22 protein-coding genes and 1 pseudogene are annotated in these 23,418 nt (G+C 62.4%); 15 read left to right on the plus strand and 8 right to left on the minus strand.

Annotation, left to right across the window (positions count from 1 at the left end; translation table 11 throughout):
• The 7 genes and pseudogenes from GA0061105_RS32205 to GA0061105_RS28850 form a co-directional block, all read left to right on the plus strand.
• Positions 1 to 99 (plus strand): annotated as a pseudogene (locus GA0061105_RS32205) (electron transfer flavoprotein subunit alpha/FixB family protein); the annotation flags it as partial.
• A 14-nt stretch (positions 100 to 113) separates the two neighbouring features.
• Complete coding sequence (locus tag GA0061105_RS28825) at positions 114 to 806, plus strand: dimethylsulfonioproprionate lyase family protein (RefSeq protein ID WP_092754554.1); 693 nt, start codon at positions 114 to 116, stop codon at positions 804 to 806.
• 93 nt (positions 807 to 899) lie between these two features.
• Entirely contained in the window at positions 900 to 2,027 is a 1,128-nt protein-coding gene (locus GA0061105_RS28830; protein WP_092754456.1) for an S-(hydroxymethyl)glutathione dehydrogenase/class III alcohol dehydrogenase, read from the plus strand.
• Positions 2,028 to 2,030: 3 nt separating this feature from the next.
• Positions 2,031 to 2,867 (plus strand): S-formylglutathione hydrolase, encoded by an 837-nt coding sequence (fghA, locus tag GA0061105_RS28835; RefSeq protein WP_092754459.1) that lies wholly within the window; start codon positions 2,031 to 2,033, stop codon positions 2,865 to 2,867.
• A 55-nt stretch (positions 2,868 to 2,922) separates the two neighbouring features.
• Positions 2,923 to 3,495, plus strand: a complete 573-nt coding sequence (gfa, locus tag GA0061105_RS28840; protein WP_092754462.1) for an S-(hydroxymethyl)glutathione synthase — start codon at positions 2,923 to 2,925, stop codon at positions 3,493 to 3,495.
• A 286-nt stretch (positions 3,496 to 3,781) separates the two neighbouring features.
• Complete coding sequence (locus GA0061105_RS33980) at positions 3,782 to 4,006, plus strand: hypothetical protein (protein WP_306371886.1); 225 nt, start codon at positions 3,782 to 3,784, stop codon at positions 4,004 to 4,006.
• A gap of 29 nt (positions 4,007 to 4,035) precedes the next feature.
• Complete coding sequence (locus GA0061105_RS28850) at positions 4,036 to 5,049, plus strand: GlxA family transcriptional regulator (RefSeq protein WP_092754557.1); 1,014 nt, start codon at positions 4,036 to 4,038, stop codon at positions 5,047 to 5,049.
• Positions 5,050 to 5,061: 12 nt separating this feature from the next.
• On the opposite strand, the gene GA0061105_RS28855 is transcribed toward GA0061105_RS28850, so the two are convergent.
• Both GA0061105_RS28855 and GA0061105_RS28860 read right to left on the minus strand, forming a co-directional pair.
• Entirely contained in the window at positions 5,062 to 6,147 is a 1,086-nt protein-coding gene (locus GA0061105_RS28855; RefSeq protein WP_092754465.1) for an FAD-binding oxidoreductase, read from the minus strand.
• Positions 6,137 to 7,390 (minus strand): aromatic ring-hydroxylating oxygenase subunit alpha, encoded by a 1,254-nt coding sequence (locus GA0061105_RS28860; protein ID WP_092754468.1) that lies wholly within the window; start codon positions 7,388 to 7,390, stop codon positions 6,137 to 6,139. The genes GA0061105_RS28855 and GA0061105_RS28860 overlap by 11 nt, the downstream gene beginning before the upstream one ends.
• Before the next feature lie 108 nt (positions 7,391 to 7,498).
• On the opposite strand from GA0061105_RS28860, the gene GA0061105_RS28865 reads away from it, so the two are divergent.
• Positions 7,499 to 8,386, plus strand: coding sequence for a LysR substrate-binding domain-containing protein (locus tag GA0061105_RS28865; protein ID WP_092754472.1), 888 nt, complete (start codon positions 7,499 to 7,501; stop codon positions 8,384 to 8,386).
• Here GA0061105_RS28865 and GA0061105_RS28870 read toward each other — a convergent pair whose 3' ends face one another.
• The 4 genes from GA0061105_RS28870 to GA0061105_RS28885 form a co-directional block, all read right to left on the minus strand.
• Positions 8,387 to 10,039: an acyltransferase gene (locus tag GA0061105_RS28870; protein WP_092754476.1), complete on the minus strand. Its 1,653-nt coding sequence runs from the start codon at positions 10,037 to 10,039 to the stop codon at positions 8,387 to 8,389.
• Between the two features lie 130 nt (positions 10,040 to 10,169).
• Positions 10,170 to 10,640, minus strand: coding sequence for a cyclophilin-like fold protein (locus GA0061105_RS28875; RefSeq protein ID WP_092754479.1), 471 nt, complete (start codon positions 10,638 to 10,640; stop codon positions 10,170 to 10,172).
• 12 nt (positions 10,641 to 10,652) lie between these two features.
• Positions 10,653 to 11,399 (minus strand): SDR family oxidoreductase, encoded by a 747-nt coding sequence (locus tag GA0061105_RS28880; RefSeq protein WP_092754482.1) that lies wholly within the window; start codon positions 11,397 to 11,399, stop codon positions 10,653 to 10,655.
• A gap of 30 nt (positions 11,400 to 11,429) precedes the next feature.
• Positions 11,430 to 12,617, minus strand: a complete 1,188-nt coding sequence (locus GA0061105_RS28885) for an MFS transporter (RefSeq protein WP_092754485.1) — start codon at positions 12,615 to 12,617, stop codon at positions 11,430 to 11,432.
• A 94-nt stretch (positions 12,618 to 12,711) separates the two neighbouring features.
• Here GA0061105_RS28885 and GA0061105_RS28890 point away from each other — a divergent pair, with 94 nt between their 5' ends.
• Complete coding sequence (locus GA0061105_RS28890; RefSeq protein WP_064693180.1) at positions 12,712 to 13,608, plus strand: LysR family transcriptional regulator; 897 nt, start codon at positions 12,712 to 12,714, stop codon at positions 13,606 to 13,608.
• Between the two features lie 34 nt (positions 13,609 to 13,642).
• On the opposite strand, the gene GA0061105_RS28895 is transcribed toward GA0061105_RS28890, so the two are convergent.
• The gene (locus GA0061105_RS28895; RefSeq protein ID WP_092754488.1) at positions 13,643 to 14,137 is read right to left on the minus strand and encodes an Lrp/AsnC family transcriptional regulator; all 495 of its coding nucleotides are present in this window, start codon (positions 14,135 to 14,137) and stop codon (positions 13,643 to 13,645) included.
• A 172-nt stretch (positions 14,138 to 14,309) separates the two neighbouring features.
• Here GA0061105_RS28895 and GA0061105_RS28900 point away from each other — a divergent pair, with 172 nt between their 5' ends.
• Positions 14,310 to 14,516: a hypothetical protein gene (locus tag GA0061105_RS28900; protein ID WP_092754491.1), complete on the plus strand. Its 207-nt coding sequence runs from the start codon at positions 14,310 to 14,312 to the stop codon at positions 14,514 to 14,516.
• A gap of 28 nt (positions 14,517 to 14,544) precedes the next feature.
• A complete protein-coding gene (gene putA / locus GA0061105_RS28905; RefSeq protein WP_092754494.1) occupies positions 14,545 to 18,252 on the plus strand; it encodes a trifunctional transcriptional regulator/proline dehydrogenase/L-glutamate gamma-semialdehyde dehydrogenase in 3,708 nt (1,235 codons plus the stop codon).
• A gap of 164 nt (positions 18,253 to 18,416) precedes the next feature.
• Here the strand turns inward: putA and GA0061105_RS28910 are convergent, their stop codons facing one another.
• On the minus strand, positions 18,417 to 19,268 hold the full coding sequence (locus GA0061105_RS28910) for a sugar phosphate isomerase/epimerase family protein (protein ID WP_092754496.1): 852 nt from the start codon (positions 19,266 to 19,268) through the stop codon (positions 18,417 to 18,419).
• Positions 19,269 to 19,607: 339 nt separating this feature from the next.
• On the opposite strand from GA0061105_RS28910, the gene GA0061105_RS28915 reads away from it, so the two are divergent.
• Genes GA0061105_RS28915 through GA0061105_RS28930 form a run of 4 tightly spaced genes read left to right on the plus strand, consistent with a single transcriptional unit; the run spans position 19,608 to position 23,416 of the window.
• Positions 19,608 to 20,498 carry a sugar phosphate isomerase/epimerase family protein gene (locus GA0061105_RS28915; protein ID WP_092754499.1) on the plus strand — a complete coding sequence of 297 codons (891 nt, stop codon included), beginning with the start codon at positions 19,608 to 19,610 and terminating at the stop codon, positions 20,496 to 20,498.
• A gap of 55 nt (positions 20,499 to 20,553) precedes the next feature.
• On the plus strand, positions 20,554 to 21,723 hold the full coding sequence (locus GA0061105_RS28920) for a mandelate racemase/muconate lactonizing enzyme family protein (protein ID WP_092754501.1): 1,170 nt from the start codon (positions 20,554 to 20,556) through the stop codon (positions 21,721 to 21,723).
• A 2-nt stretch (positions 21,724 to 21,725) separates the two neighbouring features.
• Positions 21,726 to 22,418, plus strand: a complete 693-nt coding sequence (locus GA0061105_RS28925; RefSeq protein WP_092754504.1) for a FadR/GntR family transcriptional regulator — start codon at positions 21,726 to 21,728, stop codon at positions 22,416 to 22,418.
• A gap of 23 nt (positions 22,419 to 22,441) precedes the next feature.
• Positions 22,442 to 23,416: a hydroxyacid dehydrogenase gene (locus GA0061105_RS28930; protein ID WP_092754506.1), complete on the plus strand. Its 975-nt coding sequence runs from the start codon at positions 22,442 to 22,444 to the stop codon at positions 23,414 to 23,416.
• Positions 23,417 to 23,418 lie beyond the last annotated feature (2 nt).

Below are 23,418 nucleotides of genomic sequence, written 5' to 3' on the forward strand. Positions count from 1 at the left end.
ATCAACAAGGACGAGGAGGCGCCGATCTTCCAGGTCGCCGATTACGGCCTCGTCGCCGATCTCTTCGACGCACTGCCGGAATTGCAAAAGGCGCTTTGACGGGGAGTTTGAACGTGGTGCGTGTGGTGGGACGTCCAATCAGACCTGGTGCCGACCTTCTCCTGAACGATGAGGAAAAGCCGGCATATGTGAGGCTGCACGACATCGGAAGGGAGAGGCGTCCTCGGCCGCTGCAGGAATTCCTCAATGATATCGGCGGGCTGATGCTGTCGGCCGACGCCCCTGCCGTTGCCAGTTTCGTCGCCGGCAAGGTCCTTCAGAGGCTGCTCAAGACAGGCAAGGTGCACCCGGAAGGCGGCCCTCTTCCCGGCGTGCCCGAGGGGCTGGATGAGGCGATCAGCCATCTGGCAAAATCCGGCCGGAAATATGAGGCGATCGCCGGCCAGTTCAACAGTCTCGCCGACAAGCTGCTGTGGAGGCGCGGCCGCACCGGCCCCTTTGCAAGCCTGAACTTCGGCAACACGCATTCGCATGCGGTCCTGGTCGGTCCCGGTGGCATGGAGGAGCGGGCCGATCTCCGGGTGGGGGTGATCTATATGGATCGCTACACCCGGTTTCCCGATCATGTTCAGACGCAGCCGCGTGCCTTCATTCTGCTGTCGCCGGGCGAAATCTGCCTTGGCGATTCCCAATGGTTTTCTGCCGCGACCGGAACAGTCTTCGCGAACGATGCCGGGCAATCCTTCGCGATAAGATGTACGGCCCAGCCGCTTCTTGCGGTCTGGTGTCAGGTCGAGCCGGGATGATGAAGATGAGGCCGAAGCGGACCTTATCGATCTCTCGGCCGTATCTGCGCATACCTAACATTGAAATTGGATTTAATAGGGAAGGATTATCAAATGGACGTTCGCGCCGCTGTTGCCGTTCAAGCCGGAAAACCGCTGGAAGTGATGACCGTGCAGCTCGACGGGCCGAAGGCCGGTGAAGTGCTGGTGGAGGTCAAGGCGACCGGCATCTGCCATACCGACGATTTCACCCTGTCGGGCGCCGATCCGGAAGGTCTCTTCCCCGCCATTCTCGGCCATGAGGGCGCCGGCATCGTCGTCGATGTCGGCCCGGGTGTGACCTCGGTCAAGAAGGGTGACCACGTCATTCCGCTTTACACGCCCGAATGCCGCGAGTGTTATTCCTGCACGTCCCGCAAGACCAATCTCTGCACCTCGATTCGATCAACCCAGGGTCAGGGCGTGATGCCGGATGGCACCAGCCGCTTCTCGATCGGCAAGGACAAGATCCATCATTATATGGGCTGCTCGACCTTCGCCAATTACACGGTGCTGCCGGAGATCGCGCTCGCCAAGATCAACCCCGACGCCCCCTTCGACAAGGTCTGCTACATCGGCTGCGGCGTCACCACAGGCATCGGCGCCGTCATCAACACCGCCAAGGTGGAGATCGGATCGACCGCCATCGTCTTCGGCCTCGGCGGCATCGGCCTCAACGTCTTGCAGGGCTTGCGGCTTGCCGGCGCCGACATGATCATCGGCGTCGATATCAACCCGGACCGCAAGGCCTGGGGCGAGAAGTTCGGCATGACGCATTTCGTCAATCCGAAAGAGGTCGGCGACGATATCGTGCCCTATCTGGTCAACATGACCAAACGCAATGGCGACCTGATCGGCGGCGCCGACTACACCTTCGACTGCACCGGCAACACGAAGGTGATGCGCCAGGCGCTGGAGGCCAGCCATCGCGGCTGGGGCAAGTCGGTGATCATCGGCGTGGCCGGCGCCGGCCAGGAAATCTCGACTCGGCCGTTCCAGCTGGTGACCGGCCGCAACTGGATGGGCACTGCCTTCGGCGGCGCACGCGGCCGCACCGACGTGCCGAAGATCGTCGACTGGTATATGCAGGGCAAGATCCAGATCGATCCGATGATCACCCACACCATGCCGCTCGACGACATCAACAAGGGCTTCGAGCTGATGCACAAGGGCGAAAGCATCCGCGGCGTGGTGGTGTATTGAGCCATGAAGACGATCGCGACCGACAAGTCTTACGGCGGCACGCAGGGCGTCTACGTCGAACGCTCCGAGGCCTGCGATTGCGACATGACCTTCGCGGTGTTCGTGCCGCCGCAGGCGGCCGAGGGAAAGCTGCCGGTTCTATGGTATCTGTCCGGCCTGACATGCACGCATGCCAATGTCATGGACAAGGGCGAGTATCGGCGGCTTGCCGCCGAGCTCGGTCTCGTTATCGTCTGCCCGGATACCAGCCCCCGCGGTGACCATGTTCCCGATGAGGCCGATAACTGGCAGTTCGGCAAGGGTGCTGGCTTTTACGTCGATGCCACCCAGGCGCCCTATTCGGCGAATTACCGCATGTACAGCTATATCGTCGACGAGCTGCCGCAGCTTCTTGCTGCGGAATTCCCTGTCGACATGAATCGTCAAGGAATATTCGGTCACTCAATGGGTGGACACGGCGCGATCACGATTGCGCTCAAAAACCCGGATCGCTTCCGCAGCTGCTCGGCCTTCGCGCCGATCAGCCATCCCTCGGTCTCCGGCTGGTCGAAGCCGGCCTTCCGGAAATACCTCGGCGCCGACCAGGCGACCTGGAGGGCCTATGACGCCTGCTCGCTGATCGAGGACGGGCATCGTTTCCCAGAGCTGCTCGTCGACCAAGGAACGGTGGATAGCTTCCTGGAGGATGGGTTGCGTCCCGAGGAGCTCAGGCAGGCCTGCGAGGCGGCTGATATCAACCTCCGGCTTCGCATGCAGGAAGGCTACGGCCATTCCTATTTCTTCATTTCGACATTCATGGAGGACCATCTGCGCTGGCATGCGCAGAGGCTGGGACAGTAATTGCAGAGCTCGGCCGGGCATAACGCAAACGGCCAGGGAGGGAAGGAGAAAGGCAATGACCAGCATAGCCATACATCCGGCAGTGGATTCAGGCTTTCGAGCGACTGACGCCGCTTTCACGGGCGGAACGCTCGTGTGCAAATGCGCGAGCAATCCCGTCAAGGTAAGGATCAAGGGTGACATCGCCCACAACCACGCCTGCGGCTGCACAAAGTGCTGGAAGCCCGAGGGAGCGGCCTTCTCGGTGGTGGCGGTCGCTCCGACCGAAAGCGTCGAAGTTCTCGAGAACGGCGACAAGCTCGCCGTCGTCGATTCCGCCGCCTTGATCCAGCGGCATGCCTGCAAGGAGTGCGGCGTGCATATGTACGGTCCGGTCGAACGCGAACACGCCTTCCAGGGACTGTCCTTCATCCATCCGGAACGCTTCCAGGAGGGCGGCTGGGCAAAGCCGACTTTCGCAGCCTTTGTATCTTCGATCATCGAAAGCGGCTTCGATCCTTCGAAGATGGACGCCGTCAGGGCGCAGCTGAAAGCATCGGGCCTTGAGCCCTATGATTGCCTCTCGCCCGGCCTGATGGACTATATCGCCACCTGGACCGCCAAGAAGAGCGGCGTCCTAGCCGCGTAATTCTTTCGGGGGGCGCCGAGCAGGCGCTCCCCGATCGAGTTTGGATCAATCGATCGTCCACGACGGCTCTCGATTCGCGACTTACGGCACCGGCAATTCGCCTCTACGTCGGCCAGAACCAGTCTGCTAGGACCGCGAGGCATCAAGCGCCGCGGCGGATTCACTCGTGTCCCTCCGGCCCAGTTTGCGGCGCACGGGACGGCATCGGCAAAATTTTCCAAATATCTGGGCTTCCCTTGCGCTTGCTCCAGCATGATTCAATCAGATCATGATGATGGTTTGCGGCATGGCCATCACCGCAGACATCAAGTCTCGGCTCGGAGAAATGATCTACGGCGCGATCAGGATGCTCGATATCGCGGCTTCGATCAATGCGTCGATCGCTTTCGCGTTATTGATCGTGACTGACCGAAGTCATGAACGTTGCGGAGGCTGGGCGCGGGTCATCGGCCACAACAGCATTTTTGTTGACGATCGCGACCCTCTGGCGCACGGTTTTCAGATCAGATGAGTGCATTCAGGAACGGTGATGAGATGACTATTCGACCCGGGCAGCATCGGCAGGCAGACGGCGCCGCGAAACCCGCCGCCCGGCTGAAGGTTGGGTTCGTTTTGTCGCGGTCGTTTACACTGTCGGCCTTTGCGCTGTTCGTGGATACGCTGCGGCTTGCAAGCGACGAGCAGGACCGTTCCGGACGGGTGCTTGCCGACTGGCAGGTGATCGGCAGCACGCGGCATCTGATCACCTCGAGCTGCGGCGTCCAGGTCGCCCCGACGTCCGACTTCGTCGATCCCGCGCGCTTCGACTACATCGCCGTGGTCGGCGGCCTTCTCAGCGTGGAGAACCCCGTCGACCAGCAGACCATCGCCTTTCTCAAGCAGGCGGATGCAAAGAAAGTGCCGCTGATCGGTGTCTGCACCGGCACGTTCATTCTTGCCGCCGCGGGCCTGATGAAGCGGCATGAATCATGCGTGAGCTGGCTGCATTACAAGGAGTATCGCGAGCGCTTTCCCGATCTCACCGTTCGCTCCGACCGGCTCTTCAATCTCGATCGCCAGCGCGGATCGTGCGCCGGCGGCAGCAGCAGCGCCGATATGGCGGCCCTGCTGGTCAGAAAATACATCAGCCGCGATGCGGAACGAAACGCGCTTGAAGTGCTGCAGATCGAGAAGGCCCGTGCTCCGGCCGACATTCAGCCCCGGCGCCCGCTCTACGACGATTACGATGATGCGCGCGTCAAGGCGGCGATGATCACTATGGAGCAGTTCGTCGACGGCAGCATGCCGATCGAGAAGCTCGCCGCAATGGTCGGGCTCTCCCGGCGGCAGCTGGAGAGAATCTTCATCGAGAAGACGGGAATGTCTCCTGCCAAGGCCTATAACCGTGTCCGCATGGAGCGGGCAAAATCGATCCTTGCCCAGTCGAAGGCGCCGCTGATCGAGATCGCGCTCGATGTCGGCTTCGAAAACGCCTCGCAATTCACGAGGACGTTCAAGCGTACATTCGGGCAGACGCCCTCGCAGCATCGCGCAGCGGCTGCGAGAGCGCACTGAACTGGCCGACGCTCAGCGCTCGATGACGAGATCGCTGAGCGGCTTGGAGCAGCAGGGCAGGAAGAAGCCGGCGTCGATTTCCCGCTGGCGGATTCCGCCATTGTGGTTCATGTCGACCGTGCCCGATGTCAGCTTCGACTTGCAGGTGCCGCAGACGCCGTTGGCGCAAGAGGATGGTATCCGGACGCTCGCCTTTTTTGCGCAAGAAAGCACGCTCTGGTCCCCCGGTACGTCGATGCAGCGTGCCTGCTTGGAGAAGGTGACCTGAAAGACCTTGGCGGTCGCTTCCTTGACCGCCGGAATGTCAGCCTCGTCGATGACCGCGGCGTCGAAGCTTTCCTCCACATAGTGCGAAGCGGGCACGCCGAGTTCGCCTGCAATGCGGCGCGCCGCCGCCATGAACGGGGCGGGGCCGCAGCACATCACGGTGCGCTCGGCGATATCGGGTACCGCAAGCCGCATATACTCCGCCGAAATACGGCCGGTCAGCCCCGGCCACGATGCTTCACCGGTGACGATCTCGGGAAGGAAGTGCAGCCGAAGGCCTCTCAATTTCCGGGCGATGCAGGCGAGCTCGTCGCGGAAGATCAGATCCTGCGGCGTGCGGGCGGCGTGCATGAAGACGACATCGGCCGGTTCGCAGCTGTCGGCGATCTCTCTAAGAATGGACATCACCGGCGTGATGCCGGAGCCGCCCGAGAGCAGCAGGAGCTTTTGGCCCGTGCCGGATCGCACGAAATGGCCGAGCGGGCCGTTCGCCTTGACGGATGCCCCGGCAACGAGCGTGTCGTGCAGCCAGTTGGAGATCTTGCCGCCGGGAACGCGCTTCACCGTGACGGAAAAGGCATTCGTGCGATGCGGCGAGGAGGAGATGCTGTAACACCGGCTTTCTGCCTCGCCATTGTGTTCGAGGTCGAACAGGAAATACTGCCCGGCCTTGAACGCAAACCGCTTGCCCTCGCGAGATGCGAAGGTGAAGGTCTTGACGTCATGGGTCTCCTGCTGGACGTCGAGGCACACGAGCGCGTCGTCTTCCTCAGGATTCCAGAGGTCGGCGTGGGCTTTCACCGTCAACGCCTGTGGGCTTCTAGTATCCATGGGCGCGCATCCGATCGATGTACCAGGTGGCGAACTTGTCGAGGTTCGTCTCCGAGAAGCGGGAGTAGGGCCCCGGCTGATAGGCCGGATCGAGCGTGCCGGCATGGGAGCGGGCGACGAGATCGGCGTCCTGGTCGGTCGTTGCGATCCAGACATCCGTCAGCTTGTCGAGATCGTAATCGACCCCTTCGACGGCATCCTTGTGGACCAGCCATTTGGTGCGGACCAGCGTCTTGCCCGCCGAAAGCGGGATGACGGTTGCCACCACCGCATGGTCGCCCATGAAATGGTTCCAGCTGTTGTGGCCCCAGAGATGCGTGTCACCGAGATCCTTGCGTGTCATGTGACCGAGCAGCTTGGAGGATGCGGCGGTGGCATCGGGGGTCTGGGATTCGCCCGCGCCTGCTATGATCAGCCGCTGCGTGCGGAAGTTTGTGGCGCAGTCGGTGAGCTGCTCGATGGCAGCCGAGGGGAATCCATCGGCCTCCCATGCCTGCGTGCGCTCCTCGTAAAGCCGGAAATGCTCTTCTGCCTGCTCACCGTCTTCCGGACTCAGCGTTTCGGGATCGAAGCCGAAATCGAGATCGACGAAGGAGACGCAGAGTTCCGGATGGTTGGCGGAGCAATGGTAGCACTCGCGATTGTTCTCCATCGTCAGCTTCCAGTTGCCGTCCTCGATGACGTCGGTCTGGTGGGCGATCTTGGCGTTGCGGATGTCATAGGGAGCGAGACGCTCGGCCATCGCCTGTTCGAGGCCGGCAATGTCGTCGGGCGGATTCTCGGACAGGCAGACGTAGATCAGGCCGCCGATCGATTTGAAGGTAACCGGCTTCAGGCCGTGACAGTCCTTGTCGAAATCCTTGCCCATATGAGGGGCGTAGCTGAGTTCGCCCGTCAGCTCATAGGTCCAGGTGTGGTAGGGACAGACGAGCTTCGAAACGATCGTCTTGCCCGGATTGAGAAGGCGGGAACCGCGATGGCGGCAGACATTGTGCAGGACGCGAATTTCGCCGTCGTCGTCACGCAGGAGGATCAGGCTCGTCTTGCCGATATCGATCACTGTGGCGTCGCCGGGCTCGGGAACGTCACAGTCGAGGCCGACGCAGATCCAATGCTTGTGGAAGAAGACGTCGATATCCGCTTCGAACACATCTTCCCTGGTGTAAAGGCCGGCCGGCAGAGAATGACCGTCGGCACGGGCTTCGAGAAGGGCCGAAATCGAAGATGGAAGCTTGTTTAGCATGAGAACCTCTTATGTGAGAGTTTCCCTAGATTGCCCTTGCAGTTATTGGGTTTCAACGTCATAAAAAATCACGCTCGCATAAGTTTTTATCATGCGAAAGAGGTTTAGATGCGATTCCGAAAACGGCTCCCCTCGCTGACGGCGCTGGTGACGCTGGAAGCGGTTCTGCGAAGGAAGAGTTTCACCACGGCTGCGACCGAACTCGGCGTCACCCAAGCCGCGGTCAGCCGGCAGATCGCCGCTCTGGAGGAGGAGCTCGGCCAGCCGCTGTTCCTGCGCAAGCACCGGGCGATCGAGCCGACGGCGGCCTGCGTCAGTCTCGGCGCGACGCTCGCCAAGAGTTTCGCCGATATTGCCGAGAGCTTGGAAGCAATGCAATCGCGCAGCCAGGACGTGGTGACGATCGGGGCGACCGTCGCCTTCTCTTCCTTCTGGCTGCTGCCGCGGCTGGCCGAGTTCCGCCGGGCGAATCCCGGAATTCTGGTGCGGGTGATCTCCCAGGACAGCCCGATCGCTCTCGACGACGGTGAGATCGACGTCGCCATCCGCTACGGCATGCCACCCTTCAACGATGGAACGGTCATCGCCTCGCGCGGCGACGTCATTTCTCCCGTCTGCTCACCCGACTATCTCAGGCGTCGAGGGAGTGGCTCGTTGAGAGCCTCCGACGAGTTCATCGAGACCGACGTTCTCGACCGTTCCTGGTACAACTGGTCGCAATGGGTATCGCTCACCGGCGCCAATATCGAGGTAAAACCGTCGCTTCGCTTCAACCACTATACCGAAACCATCGCCGCCGCGCGCGCGGGGCAGGGGATCGCGCTCGGATGGCGCATGCTGATCGGCACTTTCCTGGAGGACGGAACCCTGGTGAGCGCCGATGCAAGCGAACTCGCCGCCGAAGATCGTTACAACGTGATCGTGCCCGTCAAGGCCAAGCGCAGCAATGCCCGCAATCTCGCCGCCGCCTGGCTGGCGGCATCGCTGCATCGTTGATTACAGACCGAGCCCCGACGTGGCCGTCCGGTGCACGCCTTTCGGGACGAAGGCGAAGTGATCCGCAAGGCTGAGGAAATCGGCTGCGAGATGGATGACCGAAAGCCACATTTCCGTCCCCTGCAGGCTCGGCTCGCCACCGTCGGCGAAGGGGAAACCCTCACCGTCCTGCCATCTGTCCAGGGCCCTTGCTATGAGATTTCGGGCAATCGCCTCGCCGTCGCCCCGCCGGTAATCGGCCTGCCGGGCAATCAGCAGCAGCGGATGGATCGTATCGAGCAGGTTGCAGGCATTATATTTCGCGCCGACGAAGCCCTTGTGATTGCGATAGTTGAGATGAACCGTTTCGAGCGCGGCGTGCGGATGCGGAAGCGCAATGCCGAATTGGGCATAGGTGCCGCGCGTCAAGCGATAGAAGCCGTTCACCGGCTGGAGCCATCCCTCCACAGCCGTCGGCTCGCCCCATAGGCCGGACACGCTGTTGGCATTTCGGTTCAGCCACTCGAACAGCGCCTGCCGCGATTGGCGGATGCCGAAATATTGGGCGTTAAAATACATGGCGGTGCCGATGGCATCGACCACGCTGCCCGAGTGCCACGCCCGGCTTTGCCAGGGCAGCGCGCGCAGCCATTCATCCAGCTCTCCGGCGTCGAGCTCGACCGCTTGGACAGGGTGCAGCGGATGTGAGCCGAGCAGTTCAAGCGCGTAGCCGACCGATAGAACGTTGTAGAGCGACTTCGGATCATCCCTCAATACGCTGCCGTGTGCACGCACATGCTCCTCCGGAAAAAGGCCGGTCTCCTGGTCCTGCAGACCTTGCAGGCGCTCTACGGTCTCCGACGGATCGAGTTCGGGCGGCAGGTGACCGAAGCCGGCGGCGATCTCGATTGCATCGCATAGGTGCCGGATCGCCGGCCGCCTGACGCCGTCCGCTTCCAGTGATTCATAAATTCCCTGCGTTCTCCATCGTGCAAGAACATCCGGCCATTGCTCCTTCGCCTTCTGTCCGAGCCTGACCAATTGGTCTTCGGTATCTCCCGCGCTGGATTTCCTGGCCGCCGAGCCTCGGTTGCGCAGCACTCGGGCAGGCACGCCGCCGGCAATCGCCATCGCGGGAATGTCGCCGGTGACGACCGCCCCGGCAGCAATGACGGCGCCGTTCCCAATCGTGACGCCGTCGAGGATCACGCAATTAGCGCCGATCCAGACATCGTCGCCGATGACGATGCCGAGGCTGACGACCCCCTGGCGGTGTATGGGCAGAGCGGGGTCGTCGAAGCCATGATTGAAGCCGACGATCGACGCATGCGAAGCAATCCTGACCCCATTGCCGCACGTCACCTTGCCGGAAACACAGGCATAGGGATTGATGGAGCAATCGTCACCGAGCACGACATCGCCGCGCACGAGCGCGTGCCCCGCAATCCACGACCGCTCGCCCATCGTCAGGCTTTCGGTGAAGATCGCGGCATTCTCGGCGATGTAGGACGTCTCGGCCAGCGTGGCGGCACATGACCGCCGAAGCTCCGCCTTGCGGGCGAGGTGAGCGGGATGATCGAGATCCGATGCGATGCGCTCCCAGGGAAGGTATCGCAGCCGGCGCGCTTCCTTCTCTCCGCTCGCCGATGCCTGCGGGCTGTTGGCGTGATCCATCCTGCTCCTCGTTCTCGGATTCGGCCGCCGATTATTCGTTCGTCTGCAGCGGTCGGTGGTTCGCGGCATCAGACAGCGGGAGCCGTTCGAAAGCAAGGCTGTCCGCACATGGCGCGCTGCGAAGCCGTCGTCAGATGCGCTCGATGCGTACCGGAAACTCGCCTCGCACCAGCAGCGGATCGAAACCGTTTTCAAAGCGGCCGAGCCGGATCAGTCCGTCCCAGTGGTAGTCCGCGTAAAACAGAGCGAGATTACCCCACGGCTTGAAATAGCAGAGATCGCCCGGCTGCTCGTTGCCGAAGGGACCGCTGCCTTCCTCCGTCAATTTGCGCGGCAGATGGACGATCTTCTCGTTCCTACCGTAGTCCTCGATCTTGAGGTCCAAGGGGAGCATGGACGCAAGATCGCGGGCGGAGGGATTGTCGTAAAGCGTCGCAGTCAGGGGCAGGCGGTTGAAGGTCATCCTGATCCTGACATTGGTGGGTTCTTGGCTAGCTGGGTCGCGGCCCTCCTGCGCACTTGCCAGGAGTGGCATTGCGCCAGCCGCCAAGGCTCCGCCCAACACCGTGCGGCGGCTCATGAGATGGGGTCTCGTAACCATGGCGCGCCCTCGTCAGACTGGTTGAGCCGTCGGCCGGAACAGGATTTCATTGATATCAACATCATCCGGCTCGCCCACCGCGAAGGCGACCGTTCTGGCGAAAGTGTCCGCGCCGATAGCGATCCTGCTGACGAATTCCTGTGTGCCGGCTTGAATGTCCTTCTCACTGATATGCTCGAGCAGTTCGGTTTTGACTGCGCCGGGCGAGATGATCGTGGTGCGGATGTTGTATGGCTTCACTTCCTTCCGCAGCCCCTCCGAAAGAGCGCGTACGGCGAACTTGGTGGCGCAATAGACGGCCGCACCCGGATCGACCACATGGCCGTAGACGGAGGATACGTTGATGATGTGCCCCGACTTCTGTGCCTTCATGTGGGGAAGCGCTGCTGCGATGCCGTAGAGCACGCCCTTGATGTTGACGTCGATCATGCGATCCCACTCGTCGACCTTCAGCCGTTCGAGCGGCGCAAGCGGCATCAGGCCGGCATTGTTCAGCATCACGTCTATACGACCGAACGCGGCGACGGCGGTGTCGACGAGGTTCTTGACCTGATGTCGATCCGTGACGTCAGTCTGGACTGCCTTGGCCTTATGGCCCTTGGCGGACAATTCCCTAGCCAGCGCAGCAATGCGGTCGGCTCTGCGCGCACCAAGGATCACCGACGCGCCGTGCTCCGCAAGGTGGCGCGCCGTGGCTTCGCCAAGCCCGCTGCTTGCTCCGGTGATGACGACGACTTTGTCTTCGACTCTTTGAGACATGATGATCTCCTGTTTTCAAGGTTCGGAAGCTTAGGCACGGCGGCCGGCGATGGCGGCGAGCACAGCCGAACCGGTAAGGAGGACGGCGGCCAGCAGGAAGGTGCTCCACCACCCCGCGGAGTCGAACAGGATGCCGCCGGCGAAAGCGCCGCCGGCGATGGCGAGCTGGATCAGCGCCACTTGCAATCCGCCTGCCTCTTCCAATTCACCGGGAACGACGGCAGCCATCCAGGTATTCCAGGCGACCGGTAGCGGCGTCGAAAAGAATCCCCACATCACGAGCAGAGACGCGGTGAGCGCAGCGAACGGCCCGAGCGCGATCAGCAGCAGGGCAAGGACCGCAAGGGCCGCCGGCAGGCCGACGAGCGCGAGGAGAAGATGCCGCCGGGCCACGAAGCCGATGACGGAGGTTCCTGCCAATCCGCCGGCGCCGAGGCCGAGAAGCACCATGGACAGGACATTCAGTTCCAGCCCCGTCACGCCCTCCAGGAACGGGCGAAGATAGATGGATAAGGCGTTCTGGCCGATGAAGGCGAGACCGGTGGCCGCCATTCCGATCGCGAATGTGCGGTTGCGCAGCAGCCCGAATATCACTGCCACCGAGACGGATGATGTCGCGGGCATCCTCGGTAGCACCGCCAATTGCCAGACGAGAGCGGCAATTCCGATCGGCGCGGTGACGAAGAAGGTGTCGCGCCATCCGATCAACCCGCCGAGAAAACTGCCGAGCGGCGCAGCAAGCACGAGCGCGAATGCGGTGCCGCCTTGAAGAAGGGCAATGGCCTTGGGCAGGTCACGGTCGGCAGCCAGGCGCGCCAGAATAGCCGTCGATAGCGACCAGAAGCCGCCGATCGAAACGCCGACCAGCGATCGCCCAACGAGAAAGACGAGAAAGTTGGGCGCCAGCGCAACCGCCAGGCTCGATGCGACAAGAACCGCCGTATAGAGCAGCACGACGGATCTGCGGTCGATCTTCGCCAGCAATGCGTTGCCGAAAAGGCTGGTGACGACCGCAAACACGCCCGACACGGTGATCGCCAATCCGGCTTGCCCCTCCGACACCGAGAGATCCCTTGCGATTGGCGTCAGGAGGCTCACGGGGAGAAACTCCAGCCCGACCAGAAGGAATGTCAGCAGCGAGAGGCAGGTCACCGCGCTCCACCGGGTCGCAGCATCTTCCCTCAGCGAGGTCTCGTTCAATGTCAGCTCGATGCTCATCCGTGGTCTCCTGTCTATTGCGAGAGAGATAGCCGGGCTGGTTTTGCGCAACTAGAAGCTATAATCTGAACGTCGTGATGAGGGAGATTCAACAATGCGGCGCGACGAATTCACTGAAATGCGTGCGTTTCTCGAGGTGGCGCAGGAGCGGAGTTTCACGCGCGCCGCAGCGAAGCTCGGAGTGACGCGCTCGGCGCTCAGCCATACGATCAGCGCGCTCGAAGCGCGGCTCGGTGTGCGGCTTCTTTCCCGCACGACACGCGATGTGGCGCCGACGGCGGCCGGTGCGCGGCTTCTGGAAAGCATTCAGCCTCATTTCGAAAGCATCGCCGCGGAGATCAGCGCGATCAGCGCGCTGCGAGACAAGCCTTCCGGCCATGTCCGCATCGTCTGTCCGGACGATGCCGTCGACCTCGTATTCCATCCACGGCTGCCGGCATTTCTGCGTGACTATCCCGATATCACCGTGGAACTCATCGTCGACAATGGTTTCACCAATATCGTCGAACGCCAGTTCGATGCCGGCGTGCGGCTCGGCGAAGCGATTGCACGCGACATGGTGGCCGCTCGTGTCGGTCCCGACGTCTCCTATGCCGTCGTCGGATCACCGGACTATTTTGCGAGCCGCGCCGCGCCCGCGGCCCCGCACGAGCTGACGGACCACAACTGCGTCAACCTGCGGCTTCCCACATCAGGCGCTCTCTACGCCTGGGAGTTCGAAAAAGACGGCCGCGAGTTCAGCGTCCGTGTCGAGGGCCAACTCGTGATGAGCAACATAGGGCCGGCGATCAATGCCGCTCTCGATGGCGTGGGGCTGTCCTACGTGCCGAGGGACCTCGTCCGGCAATATCTGGACAGCGGCGATTTGCACGAAGTGCTCGCGGACTGGACGCCGACGTTCCAAGGATATCATCTCTATTACCCCAGCCGCCGCCATCCATCCCCTGCTTTCGCCGCCTTCGTCGAGGCTTTCCGATACCGGCAGAGGTAGTCGGAACAGGTCGAGCGGCTTCGCTGGGCAGTGTTCACGAAAGACTGGAACCGAACTTGTCCCAGCCTTCCTTGATCGTCTCCATCGCGACGTTGGTCGAGGTATTGGCAACGTGCGGCAGCGTCGAGATACGTTCGCCGAGGACGCGGCGGTAGCGGCCGATATCGCGGGTGCGGATTTTTAAGAGATAGTCGAACCGGCCGGCGATCATGTGGCACTCTTCGACTTCCCTGATCTTCTTGATGGCGTCGTTGAAGCTTTTGAGCGCCGCCTCGCGGGTGTCGGAGAGCTTCACCTCGACGAAAGCGATGTGGTCGAGCTGCATTTTCGCCGGGTTGAGGACCGCCTTGAAGCCTTCGATATAGCCGTCGTTGATCAGCCGCTTGAAGCGGAGCTGGCACGGCGTCTTCGACAATCCGACACGCGCCGCCAGATCCGTGATCGACAGCCTGCCGTCCTCGGCTAGCGCCGCGAGGATCTTTCTGTCGAACTGGTCCAATTCACTAAAAACGTCGGTTTCCGTGGCCATTTTAACTCTCGATGATCGCCTTATAAGTTCATACAACTTGAAAACCGCAAAAAGCAAGTGAGATCGCGATTTGCGGCTGTGCTAGATTATGCGTCGGCAATGGGAGGAAGGCGTGAGCGCCTGGCGCATTACCGGGAGCGGCAGCGGCGCCGAACCAAAGCGGAGATCATGGATGCACGAGAGAAACGCGGATGACGACCAAAAGCCAGACTTGCTCGTTCACTACAGACCGGTGGCGATAAGAGCGGTTGCGGCGGCATTCACCCTCAAACGCGACAAGCCGGATACGCGCCCGCTTCGCGAGACGGAATATTCCGGCCCCGCTTTTATGGATGATGGGCTCTGGGATGACGAGCCCGGTGTTCCATTTATCCGTTAGACGAAACATTCTTTGATCAGGGACTCCCATGTTGAACGCAGCGATCGACCCCGCATCCTCCAATGATCCCGCCGGCAGTGCGCCGTTCGCCGCTTTTGCGCCGCCGATCCGGCCGCAATCCGAGCTTCGCCAGGCGATCACGGCCGCTTATCGCCGTCCGGAAACCGAATGCCTGCCGCCGCTCGTTGCGGCAGCGCGCGTTTCCGAGGCGAAGCGTTATGACATTCGCAGCACGGCCCGCACCCTGATCGAGGCGCTGCGTGCCAAGCACAAGGGCACCGGCGTCGAAGGGCTGGTGCAGGAATATTCGCTTTCCAGCCAGGAAGGCGTGGCGCTCATGTGCCTTGCCGAAGCACTGCTGCGCATTCCCGACACCGACACCCGCGACGCGCTGATCCGCGACAAGATCGCCGAGGGCAACTGGACCTCGCATATTGGCGGTGGCAAATCCATGTTCGTCAACGCCGCCACCTGGGGGCTCGTCGTCACCGGCAAGCTTACCTCGACGGTTAACGACCGCAGCCTGTCGGCGGCGCTGACGCGGCTGATTGCGCGCGCCGGCGAGCCGGTCATCCGCCGCGGCGTCGATATGGCGATGCGTATGATGGGCGAGCAGTTCGTCACCGGCGAAACCATCGAGGAGGCGCTGAAGCGCGCCCGGCCGCTGGAAGCCCGCGGCTTCCGCTATTCCTACGACATGCTGGGCGAGGCGGCGACGACTGCCGCCGACGCCGAGCGCTATTTCAAGGATTACGAAAAGGCGATCCACGCCATCGGCAAGGCGGCGGATGGCCGCGGCATCTATGACGGCCCCGGCATATCGATCAAGCTTTCGGCCCTGCATTCCCGCTATAGCAGAGCTCAGGCCGGCCGAGTGATGGGCGAGCTGCTGCCGAAGGTCAAGGCGCTCGCCGCTCTCGCCAAGTCCTATGATATCGGCCTCAATATCGACGCCGAGGAGGCCGACCGGCTGGAGCTGTCGCTTGATCTTCTCGAAGAGTTGTGCTTTGCCCCTGAGCTTGCAGGATGGAACGGGCTCGGCTTCGTCGTGCAGGCCTATGGCAAGCGCTGCCCCTTCGTGCTCGATTACATCATCGATCTGGCGCGTCGATCCGGGCGCCGGATGATGGTCCGTCTCGTCAAGGGCGCCTATTGGGATGCGGAGATCAAGCGCGCCCAGTTGGATGGTCTCGACGATTATCCGGTCTATACCCGGAAGATCTACACCGACGTCGCCTACATCGCCTGCGCGCGCAAGCTGCTGGCCGCCGCCGATGCCGTCTTCCCGCAATTCGCGACCCACAATGCGCAGACGCTCGCCACGATCTATCATCTGGCGGGGCCGGACTTCGCAGTCGGCAAATACGAGTTCCAGTGCCTGCACGGCATGGGCGAGCCACTCTATGACGAAGTCGTCGGGAAAGAGAAGCTCGACCGGCCCTGCCGCATCTATGCGCCAGTCGGAACACATGAGACGCTGCTCGCCTATCTGGTAAGGCGCCTGCTTGAAAACGGCGCCAACTCCTCCTTCGTGCACCGAATCTCCGATCCTCACGTCTCGGTCGAGGCGCTGATTGCCGATCCGGCCGAGACCGTTGCGGCCATGCCCGTTGTCGGCGCCCCGCATGTGCAGATCGCAGCACCCAAGGCACTTTATGGCAACGCCCGTCCCAATTCGAGCGGCCTGGATCTGTCGAGCGAAGCCACCCTTTCGGACCTGGCGCAGACGCTCGCCTCCACGGCTGCGACGCCATGGCATGCGCTTCCGATCCTCGCCGACGGCTCCACGGACGGCGTGACGCGCGATGTCCTCAATCCTGCCGATCACCGCGACGTGGTCGGCACGGTGACCGAAGTGAAGGTCGAGGACGCAGCCCGCGTCGTTGCGATGGCCGCGGACTATGCGCCGCAATGGGCGGCCGTCCCGCCGGTCGAGCGCGCCGCCTGCCTCGAACGGGCGGCCGACATCATGCAGGCCCGCATCAAGGTGCTGATGGGCATCATCATGCGCGAGGCCGGCAAATCCGCCGCCAATGCAATTGGCGAAGTGCGCGAGGCTGTCGACTTCCTGCGCTACTACGCCGATCAGGCCCGCAAGACCCTCGGGCCGTCGCATCTGCCCCTCGGGCCGATCGTCTGCATCAGCCCCTGGAATTTCCCGCTGGCGATCTTCACCGGGCAGGTTGCCGCCGCCCTCGTCGCCGGCAATCCCGTGCTGGCGAAGCCTGCCGGCGTGACGCCGATCATTGCATCGGAGAGCGTGAAGATCCTTCATGAAGCAGGCGTGCCGGTCGGCGCGCTGCAATTCGTGCCCGGCAGCGGCCGCCTGGGCGCTGGCATGGTTGGGGCGCAGCAAACGGCGGGCGTCATGTTTACCGGCTCGACCGAGGTTGCGCGCATGATCCAGGCGCAGCTTGCCGAACGCCTGTCGGCGACCGGCAAGCCGATCCCGCTGATTGCCGAAACCGGCGGTCAGAACGGCATGATCGTCGATTCCTCCGCACTCGCCGAACAGGTGGTGGCCGACGTCGTGACATCGGCTTTCGACAGCGCCGGCCAGCGCTGCTCGGCGCTGCGCGTTCTCTGCCTGCAGGATGACGTGGCCGACAGGACGCTCGCCATGCTGAAGGGCGCCTTCCGTGAATTGACGATCGGCCGCACGGATCGGCTGAGTGTCGATGTCGGGCCTGTCATCAACGACGGCGCCAAGACGGAGATCGACCAGCATATCGAAGCGATGCGCGGTGCCGGCCGCAAGGTGGAGCAGCTGCCGCTGCCGCAAAGCGCTGCAAAAGGCACCTTCGTTCCGCCGACGATCATCGAGATCAAGTCGCTCTCGGACCTGACGAAGGAGGTCTTCGGGCCGGTCCTGCATGTCGTCCGCTTCAAGAGGAACGGCCTCGACCGCCTGATCGACGACATCAATGCGTCGGGCTACGGCCTCACATTCGGGCTTCACACACGGCTCGATGAAACGATCGCGCATGTGACGAGCCGCATCAAGGCCGGCAACCTCTATGTCAACCGCAACATCATCGGCGCGGTCGTCGGCGTGCAGCCCTTCGGCGGCCGGGGCCTGTCGGGAACCGGCCCGAAGGCCGGCGGCCCGCTCTACATCGGCCGGCTGGTGCAGCGCCCCCCCGTGCCGCCGCAGCAGGATTCCGTTCATACCGACCTTGCCCTTCGCGATTTCATCGTCTGGCTCGACAAGAAAGGCCTGACGGGTGAAGGCGAAGCGGCGCGCGGTTATGCGAGTCGCTCGGCGCTCGGACTAGAACGCGAGCTCACCGGCCCCGTCGGCGAGCGCAATCTCTATGCGCTCCATCCGCGCGGCCGCATCCTGCTCGTGCCACAGACCGAAGCCGGACTCCATCGCCAGATCGCGGCCGCCCTTTCCACAGGCAACCACGTCGTCATCGATGCGGGTTCGATATCGAAGTCGGTCCTGGCGGACCTGCCTCCCGCTGTCGCCGGCCGCCTTTCCTGGACGTCGAATTGGGCGAAGGACGGGCCTTTCTCCGGCGCGCTGGTCGAGGGCGATCGCGACAGGGTTCTTGCCGTCAACCGGAAGATCGCTGCGCTGCCGGGTCCACTTCTGCTCGTCCAGGCTGCGACGAGCGAGGAACTGGCGGGCGACCCGGAAGCCTATTGCCTCAACTGGCTGCTGGAAGAGGTGTCGACCTCCATCAACACAGCGGCTGCCGGCGGCAATGCGAGCCTGATGGCCATCGGCTGAGGCACGAGACGGACGCGCTGAAAACGCAGTCTCGTCGGTAAGCGTGATAAACCGGCGGTCTCCGTGAGCAGCATGAGCGCCCGGATTCCTCCTGGTAGCGCAGCCGTGTTCGGTCTGCGGTGCGGTGCAGCCCGGCGGGATCGAAACCTCTGGTCGGTTGGCGGTTATGCCGCCGTCTGCCATCCGTCGCGGATATGACGGTACCCTTCACGATAGACCGATTCCGGTGTTTCGAAAAAGTCGCGCCAGACCTTTGTCGCGGCGGCGAGCTCCTTGAGCGCCCGGCCAAAGGCTTCGATTGTCAGCCATCCGTCGTAGCCACTCGCGCGCAGTGCCTGGAACGTCTCCGCCCAGGGAATGTTGCCGCGTCCCGGTACGCCGCGATCGTTCTCCGAAATATGGACATGCACGATGCGGTCACTATTGCGCGTGAAAGCGTCGATGGGATCGGATTCTTCGATATTGCTGTGAAACGTGTCGTACATGGCGCGGATATTCGGATGCCCGACCGCGTCGATATGGGCCGCAAGGTCGTCCATCGTGTTGAACAGGTAACATTCGAAACGGTTGAGCGCCTCAAGTCCGATCGTGACACCGTGCTTTGCCGCGTGATCGCCGATCGCCAACTGCGATGAAATCGAGCGCTTTAGTTCCGCCGCGCTTGGCCCGCTTCCGGAAAATTTGCCGAGCGTCGAATGCAGCGGCCCACTCAGCACTGTCGCACCAAGCGCATCGCTGCAGTCGATTGCCCATTTCACGTAATCAATGCCGCGTCTGCGGGTTGCCGCGTCGGAAGCGATGAGGTTCATCTGGGGGTCGCCCATGGCGGAAACGGCGGTCCGTTCCAGGCCGATCCGGTCGAGCAAGGCCCCCAGCCGCCGGTAGTCGTCGGGTGTGCCCGAAAAGATCGGGATCTCGACGCCGTCAAAACCCGTGTCCTTGATATCGCGTAACAGTCCCTCGTGTTTCCGGCCGACAGCTGTCGTCCAGAGGAACATGCACATGCCGATCTTCATCTCTCCCCCCTTGGGACTTGGCCACTGCGTTGCGACTCCAGCGTTTGTCATTTCCCAAATCTGGTCATACCAAAATGGCGGCTCTGGTCAAGCCGCTTCACTCGCCATTGGGAGCAAGGATTGCGCGCATGAGCGGTGAAATACCGGGGCAAACAATCGAATACGCAGACTGTCTCGGCGTTTCGAGGTCGTCTTGCAGCTGCTCCGGAATTGAGTTAGACCTTTCAGACAATAAGAATTGGCCAAACCAGATTGCCGCAGGTAACGAGAGTGGTCCGCAAAAGGTGACGTTTCGATGCCTGGCGTCGAGCGTCGCCGCAACAGTCTAGGAGGAACCTCATGCATCTTTCGACACACAACTGGATGCGGGCTGAACCGCTTGCCGTCACGCTGAAGCGCATCAAGAAATATGGCTACGAGAGCATCGAGATATCCGGCGAGCCGGCACAGTACGACGTGAAGGAGACGCGTGCGCTGCTGAAGGAGCATGGCATCCGCTGCTGGGGCGCTGTTACGCTGACGCTCGGGGAGCGAAATCTCGCCGCCAAGGATGAAGGCCAGCGGGCCAGGTCGGTGGACTATGTCAATAGCGTTATCACCATGGTCAGCGAACTCGAGGGCGAGATCCTTACGCTCGTACCGGCGACGGTCGGCAAGGTGGTGCCGGATGGGACCGAGGAGGAAGAGTGGAGATGGGTGGTGGACGCCACCAGGGAGTGTTTTGCCCACGCTCAGAAGAGGGGCGTGCGCATTGCCGTCGAGCCGCTCAACCGTTTTGAGACCTATTTCTTCAACCGTGCCGCCCAGGCGTTGGCGCTCGCCGATGCTGTCAGCCCCGAATGCGGGGTGTGCCTGGATGCCTTCCACCTGAACATCGAGGAGGAAGACATATATGAGGCGATCCGGCTCGCCGGAAAGCGCCTGTTCGATTTCCACATCGCCGATAACAATCGTTTCGCCGCCGGTCTCGGCCACCTCGACTGGCCGAAGATCATCGGTACGCTGAAGGAGATCGGTTACGGCGGCGCCGTCACCAACGAATTCGTGGCTCCGGTCGACCGTACGCCAGCCACCAAATATCCGGACATGGTCGAGCGCAACCCTGTCGATATTCCTCCGGAGCAACTGAAATTTATCCAGGACCACGGTTCGAGCCTTCTCACCGAAAAATTCTACGACGACCAGATGCGGATCACCGCTGAGACGATCCTGCCGCTGATCAAGCAATGAACGGAAAGACATATGCCGGCGGCCCGCGGATGGCCGTGGGGAGCGGGGATCAGACATGCGTATCAAGACCGTAGAGGCCTGGTGGGTTAAGATTCCCATCGAGGCGAGCCGTCAGCACCGCAGCGACTTCGGCCGATTGACGACCTTCGACGCTGCGATCCTACGTATCGAAACGAACGACGGCATCGTCGGCTGGGGAGAGGGCAAGAATGCCGCGGGCAGCGCGGGCAACTATGGCACGCTGGTACATATGATCAATCACGAGGTAGGGCCGAAGCTTATCGGCCGCGATCCTGCCGACATCTCCAGCATATGGGAGATGCTCTACAACGGCGTGCGCCACGAGACCGCGGCGAGTTCGGGTCACGCCATGCCGGAGATCGCGCGACGTGGTCTTTCCGTCGCTGCGATCAGCGCGGTCGATATCGCACTCTGGGACATTCTCGGCAAGTCGCTCGGCGTCCCGGTCTGGAAGCTGCTGGGTGGCCGCAAGGCGGACCGGTTGCCCGCCTACGCCTCGGGCGGCTGGGAGAGCACGGAGCGGATCGGCGATCAACTCCGGTCCTATATCGCGGTCGGCGGCTTCAAGTCAGTCAAGATGCGCGTCGGCGCGATGGATGGTGCGGCGCATGTCTCTGCATCGCGGGTGCGGGCGGCTCGCAAAGCTGTCGGCCCCAGCGTCGACCTGATGGTCGATGCGCACGGCACCTATACTGTTGCCGAAGCGAAGCGCTTCATCCAGATGATTGCCGATTGCGACCTCGCCTGGTTCGAGGAGCCGGTGATAGCCGATGACAAGCCTGGCATGGCGGAAGTGCGCGCGGCTGGGAACGTGCCGATCGCTGCCGGCGAGAGCGAGGCGACGCGTTTTGCCTTCCGAGATCTTGCGATGCTTCGGGCCGCCGACATATTCCAGCCGGATCCGGCCTTCTGCGGCGGCATTACGGAGGCAATGCGTATCAGCTCACTCGCCAGCGCCTTCAACCTGCGTTTCGCACCGCATCTTTGGGCCGGTGCGCCCTGCTTCTTCTCCGGCCTGCACCTCTGCGCGGCTTCCCCGGCAAGCTTCGTCATCGAATATTCCCTCGGCGCAAATCCGATGATCCATGATCTTGTCGAGGACGCTGTGTCGGTCAAGGACGGTATGATAGAGATCCCGGACAAGCCTGGCCTGGGCTTCACGATCAATCAGCGGGTCCTGGAGACTCACGCGCAAAGACAGTGACGATGAAAGAAAATTCCCTGCTCTCGGATCTCGCGGCACACCTTTTCTCAAACTCGAGCGGCAACGGCCGCACGCCATCGGAGCGCGAGCTTGCGGAGCATTTCACCGTCAGCCGGGGCCAGATTCGCGAGGCACTGGCGATCCTGGAGGCAATGCGCATCGTCGAGCGTCGAGCCAAGTCGGGCATCTATCTGACGACGACGGAGGCGAGCGTGGAGGCAATGGCGCTTTTTGCCCGCGCCGGCGTTCCGCTTGATCCCATCCTGATCTACGAGACCGTGGAGCTTCGCAAGATCCATGAGATCAAGGCCGCGGAACTCGCCTGCGATCGTGCGACGGAGGAGAATTACCAGCGCTTGCGCGATATCCTCGCCGCGTCCGAGGCGAAGCTAGCCGCGGGCGAGGGGCTGGCGCGCGAGGACCGGGATTTCCATCTGGAGATCGTGCGAGCCACCAAGAATAGCGTCTTCTATCGGGTTTGCAGCGTCTATTACGTCATGGGCGAGCACCGCCTGCCGATCTATTTTGCCGATGCCGCCCGCAGCCGGCGCTCGCATGAGGAGCATATCCGCATCTACGAGGCACTGCTTGCCCGAGACGGCAATCTCGCCCAGGCGCTGATGAGCGCGCATCTTCAAGGTGCGGAAAGCTATTGGAAGGGTCTCCTTGGCGGTCCAGCGAAGGCAGCCGGATAGGCGTAACCGGCGGGGGAGGGCCGATGAGCTTCATCTTTTCCACGCATCCATTGCACCCCGCGGCCACGGCCATGCTTGAGGCTGCGGGTGATCTGCGCGTGGCTTCCGCACCCGATCCCGAAACCTTGTTGCGAGAAGGCCGCGGCGCGGGCATTGTCATCGTGCGCGCGCCGATCCCGCCGGCCTTCTTCGAGGATGCGCCGGCGCTTCGCGCGGCGATCCGCCACGGCGCCGGCCTCGATATGGTGCCGATGGAGGCGGCGACCCGAGCCGGCGTGCTTGTGGCTAACGTGCCGGCTGTCAATGCGTCGACCGTCGCCGAACACGTCTTTCTGGTGACACTGGCGTTGCTCAGGCGCTTCCGCCAGATGGACCGGGACCTGCGTCAAAACGGCTGGGCAGCAGGCCGCGCGCAGTCGGATGCCGCCGTCGACCTCGGCGGCCGCACTATGGGCATCGTCGGTATGGGCAATGTCGGCAAAGCGGTCTTCAGGATCGCGAAGTTCGGGTTCGGGCTGGAGGTGGTCGCCACGAGCCGGTCGCCGGAAAGCATGCCGGAGGGCGTGCGTTTCCTGGCAATCGATGAACTTGTCGCAAGTGCCGACATCCTCGTGCTCTGCTGCCCACTGACGCCCGAGACAACTGGCTTGCTCAATGCCAGGCGCATCGGCCGCATGAAGCCCGGCGCCATTCTGGTCAACGTCTCGCGCGGACCGGTGGTCGATGACGCCGCGCTGATCGAGGCGCTGCGGGACGGCCGCATCGGCGGGGCGGCGCTCGATGTCTTTGCAACGCAACCGCTGCCGCTCGATCACCCCTATTTCGGCTTTGCCAACGTCATCGTCACCCCGCATCTGGCTGGTCTGACGGAAGAGAGCATGATGCGCATGGGAACAGGCGCGGCCGCCGAAGCGCTGCGGGTCATCAAGGGCGACTTGCCGGTCAATTTACGCAATCCCGAAGTGATAGACCACTACCGTCGGCGCTTTCCGGCATAACG

The organism is Rhizobium aethiopicum (assembly GCF_900094625.1).
Classification (GTDB): Bacteria; Pseudomonadota; Alphaproteobacteria; order Rhizobiales; family Rhizobiaceae; genus Rhizobium; species Rhizobium aethiopicum.

Excerpts from the sequence above, each read along its gene's own strand:
- GA0061105_RS28870 (WP_092754476.1), bottom strand. The coding sequence starts at position 10,039 with ATGGATCACGCCAACAGCCCGCAGGCATCGGCGAGCGGAGAGAAGGAA.
- GA0061105_RS28885 (WP_092754485.1), bottom strand. The coding sequence starts at position 12,617 with ATGAGCATCGAGCTGACATTGAACGAGACCTCGCTGAGGGAAGATGCT.
- GA0061105_RS33980 (WP_306371886.1), top strand. The coding sequence starts at position 3,782 with ATGGCCATCACCGCAGACATCAAGTCTCGGCTCGGAGAAATGATCTAC.
- fghA (WP_092754459.1), top strand. The coding sequence starts at position 2,031 with ATGAAGACGATCGCGACCGACAAGTCTTACGGCGGCACGCAGGGCGTC.
- GA0061105_RS28860 (WP_092754468.1), bottom strand. The coding sequence starts at position 7,390 with ATGCTAAACAAGCTTCCATCTTCGATTTCGGCCCTTCTCGAAGCCCGT.
- GA0061105_RS28895 (WP_092754488.1), bottom strand. The coding sequence starts at position 14,137 with ATGGCCACGGAAACCGACGTTTTTAGTGAATTGGACCAGTTCGACAGA.
- GA0061105_RS28925 (WP_092754504.1), top strand. The coding sequence starts at position 21,726 with ATGAAAGAAAATTCCCTGCTCTCGGATCTCGCGGCACACCTTTTCTCA.
- GA0061105_RS28855 (WP_092754465.1), bottom strand. The coding sequence starts at position 6,147 with ATGGATACTAGAAGCCCACAGGCGTTGACGGTGAAAGCCCACGCCGAC.
- putA (WP_092754494.1), top strand. The coding sequence starts at position 14,545 with ATGTTGAACGCAGCGATCGACCCCGCATCCTCCAATGATCCCGCCGGC.
- GA0061105_RS28880 (WP_092754482.1), bottom strand. The coding sequence starts at position 11,399 with ATGTCTCAAAGAGTCGAAGACAAAGTCGTCGTCATCACCGGAGCAAGC.
- GA0061105_RS28910 (WP_092754496.1), bottom strand. The coding sequence starts at position 19,268 with ATGAAGATCGGCATGTGCATGTTCCTCTGGACGACAGCTGTCGGCCGG.
- GA0061105_RS28930 (WP_092754506.1), top strand. The coding sequence starts at position 22,442 with ATGAGCTTCATCTTTTCCACGCATCCATTGCACCCCGCGGCCACGGCC.
- GA0061105_RS28915 (WP_092754499.1), top strand. The coding sequence starts at position 19,608 with ATGCATCTTTCGACACACAACTGGATGCGGGCTGAACCGCTTGCCGTC.
- GA0061105_RS28875 (WP_092754479.1), bottom strand. The coding sequence starts at position 10,640 with ATGGTTACGAGACCCCATCTCATGAGCCGCCGCACGGTGTTGGGCGGA.
- GA0061105_RS28920 (WP_092754501.1), top strand. The coding sequence starts at position 20,554 with ATGCGTATCAAGACCGTAGAGGCCTGGTGGGTTAAGATTCCCATCGAG.
- GA0061105_RS28830 (WP_092754456.1), top strand. The coding sequence starts at position 900 with ATGGACGTTCGCGCCGCTGTTGCCGTTCAAGCCGGAAAACCGCTGGAA.
- GA0061105_RS28890 (WP_064693180.1), top strand. The coding sequence starts at position 12,712 with ATGCGGCGCGACGAATTCACTGAAATGCGTGCGTTTCTCGAGGTGGCG.
- gfa (WP_092754462.1), top strand. The coding sequence starts at position 2,923 with ATGACCAGCATAGCCATACATCCGGCAGTGGATTCAGGCTTTCGAGCG.
- GA0061105_RS28865 (WP_092754472.1), top strand. The coding sequence starts at position 7,499 with ATGCGATTCCGAAAACGGCTCCCCTCGCTGACGGCGCTGGTGACGCTG.
- GA0061105_RS28900 (WP_092754491.1), top strand. The coding sequence starts at position 14,310 with ATGCACGAGAGAAACGCGGATGACGACCAAAAGCCAGACTTGCTCGTT.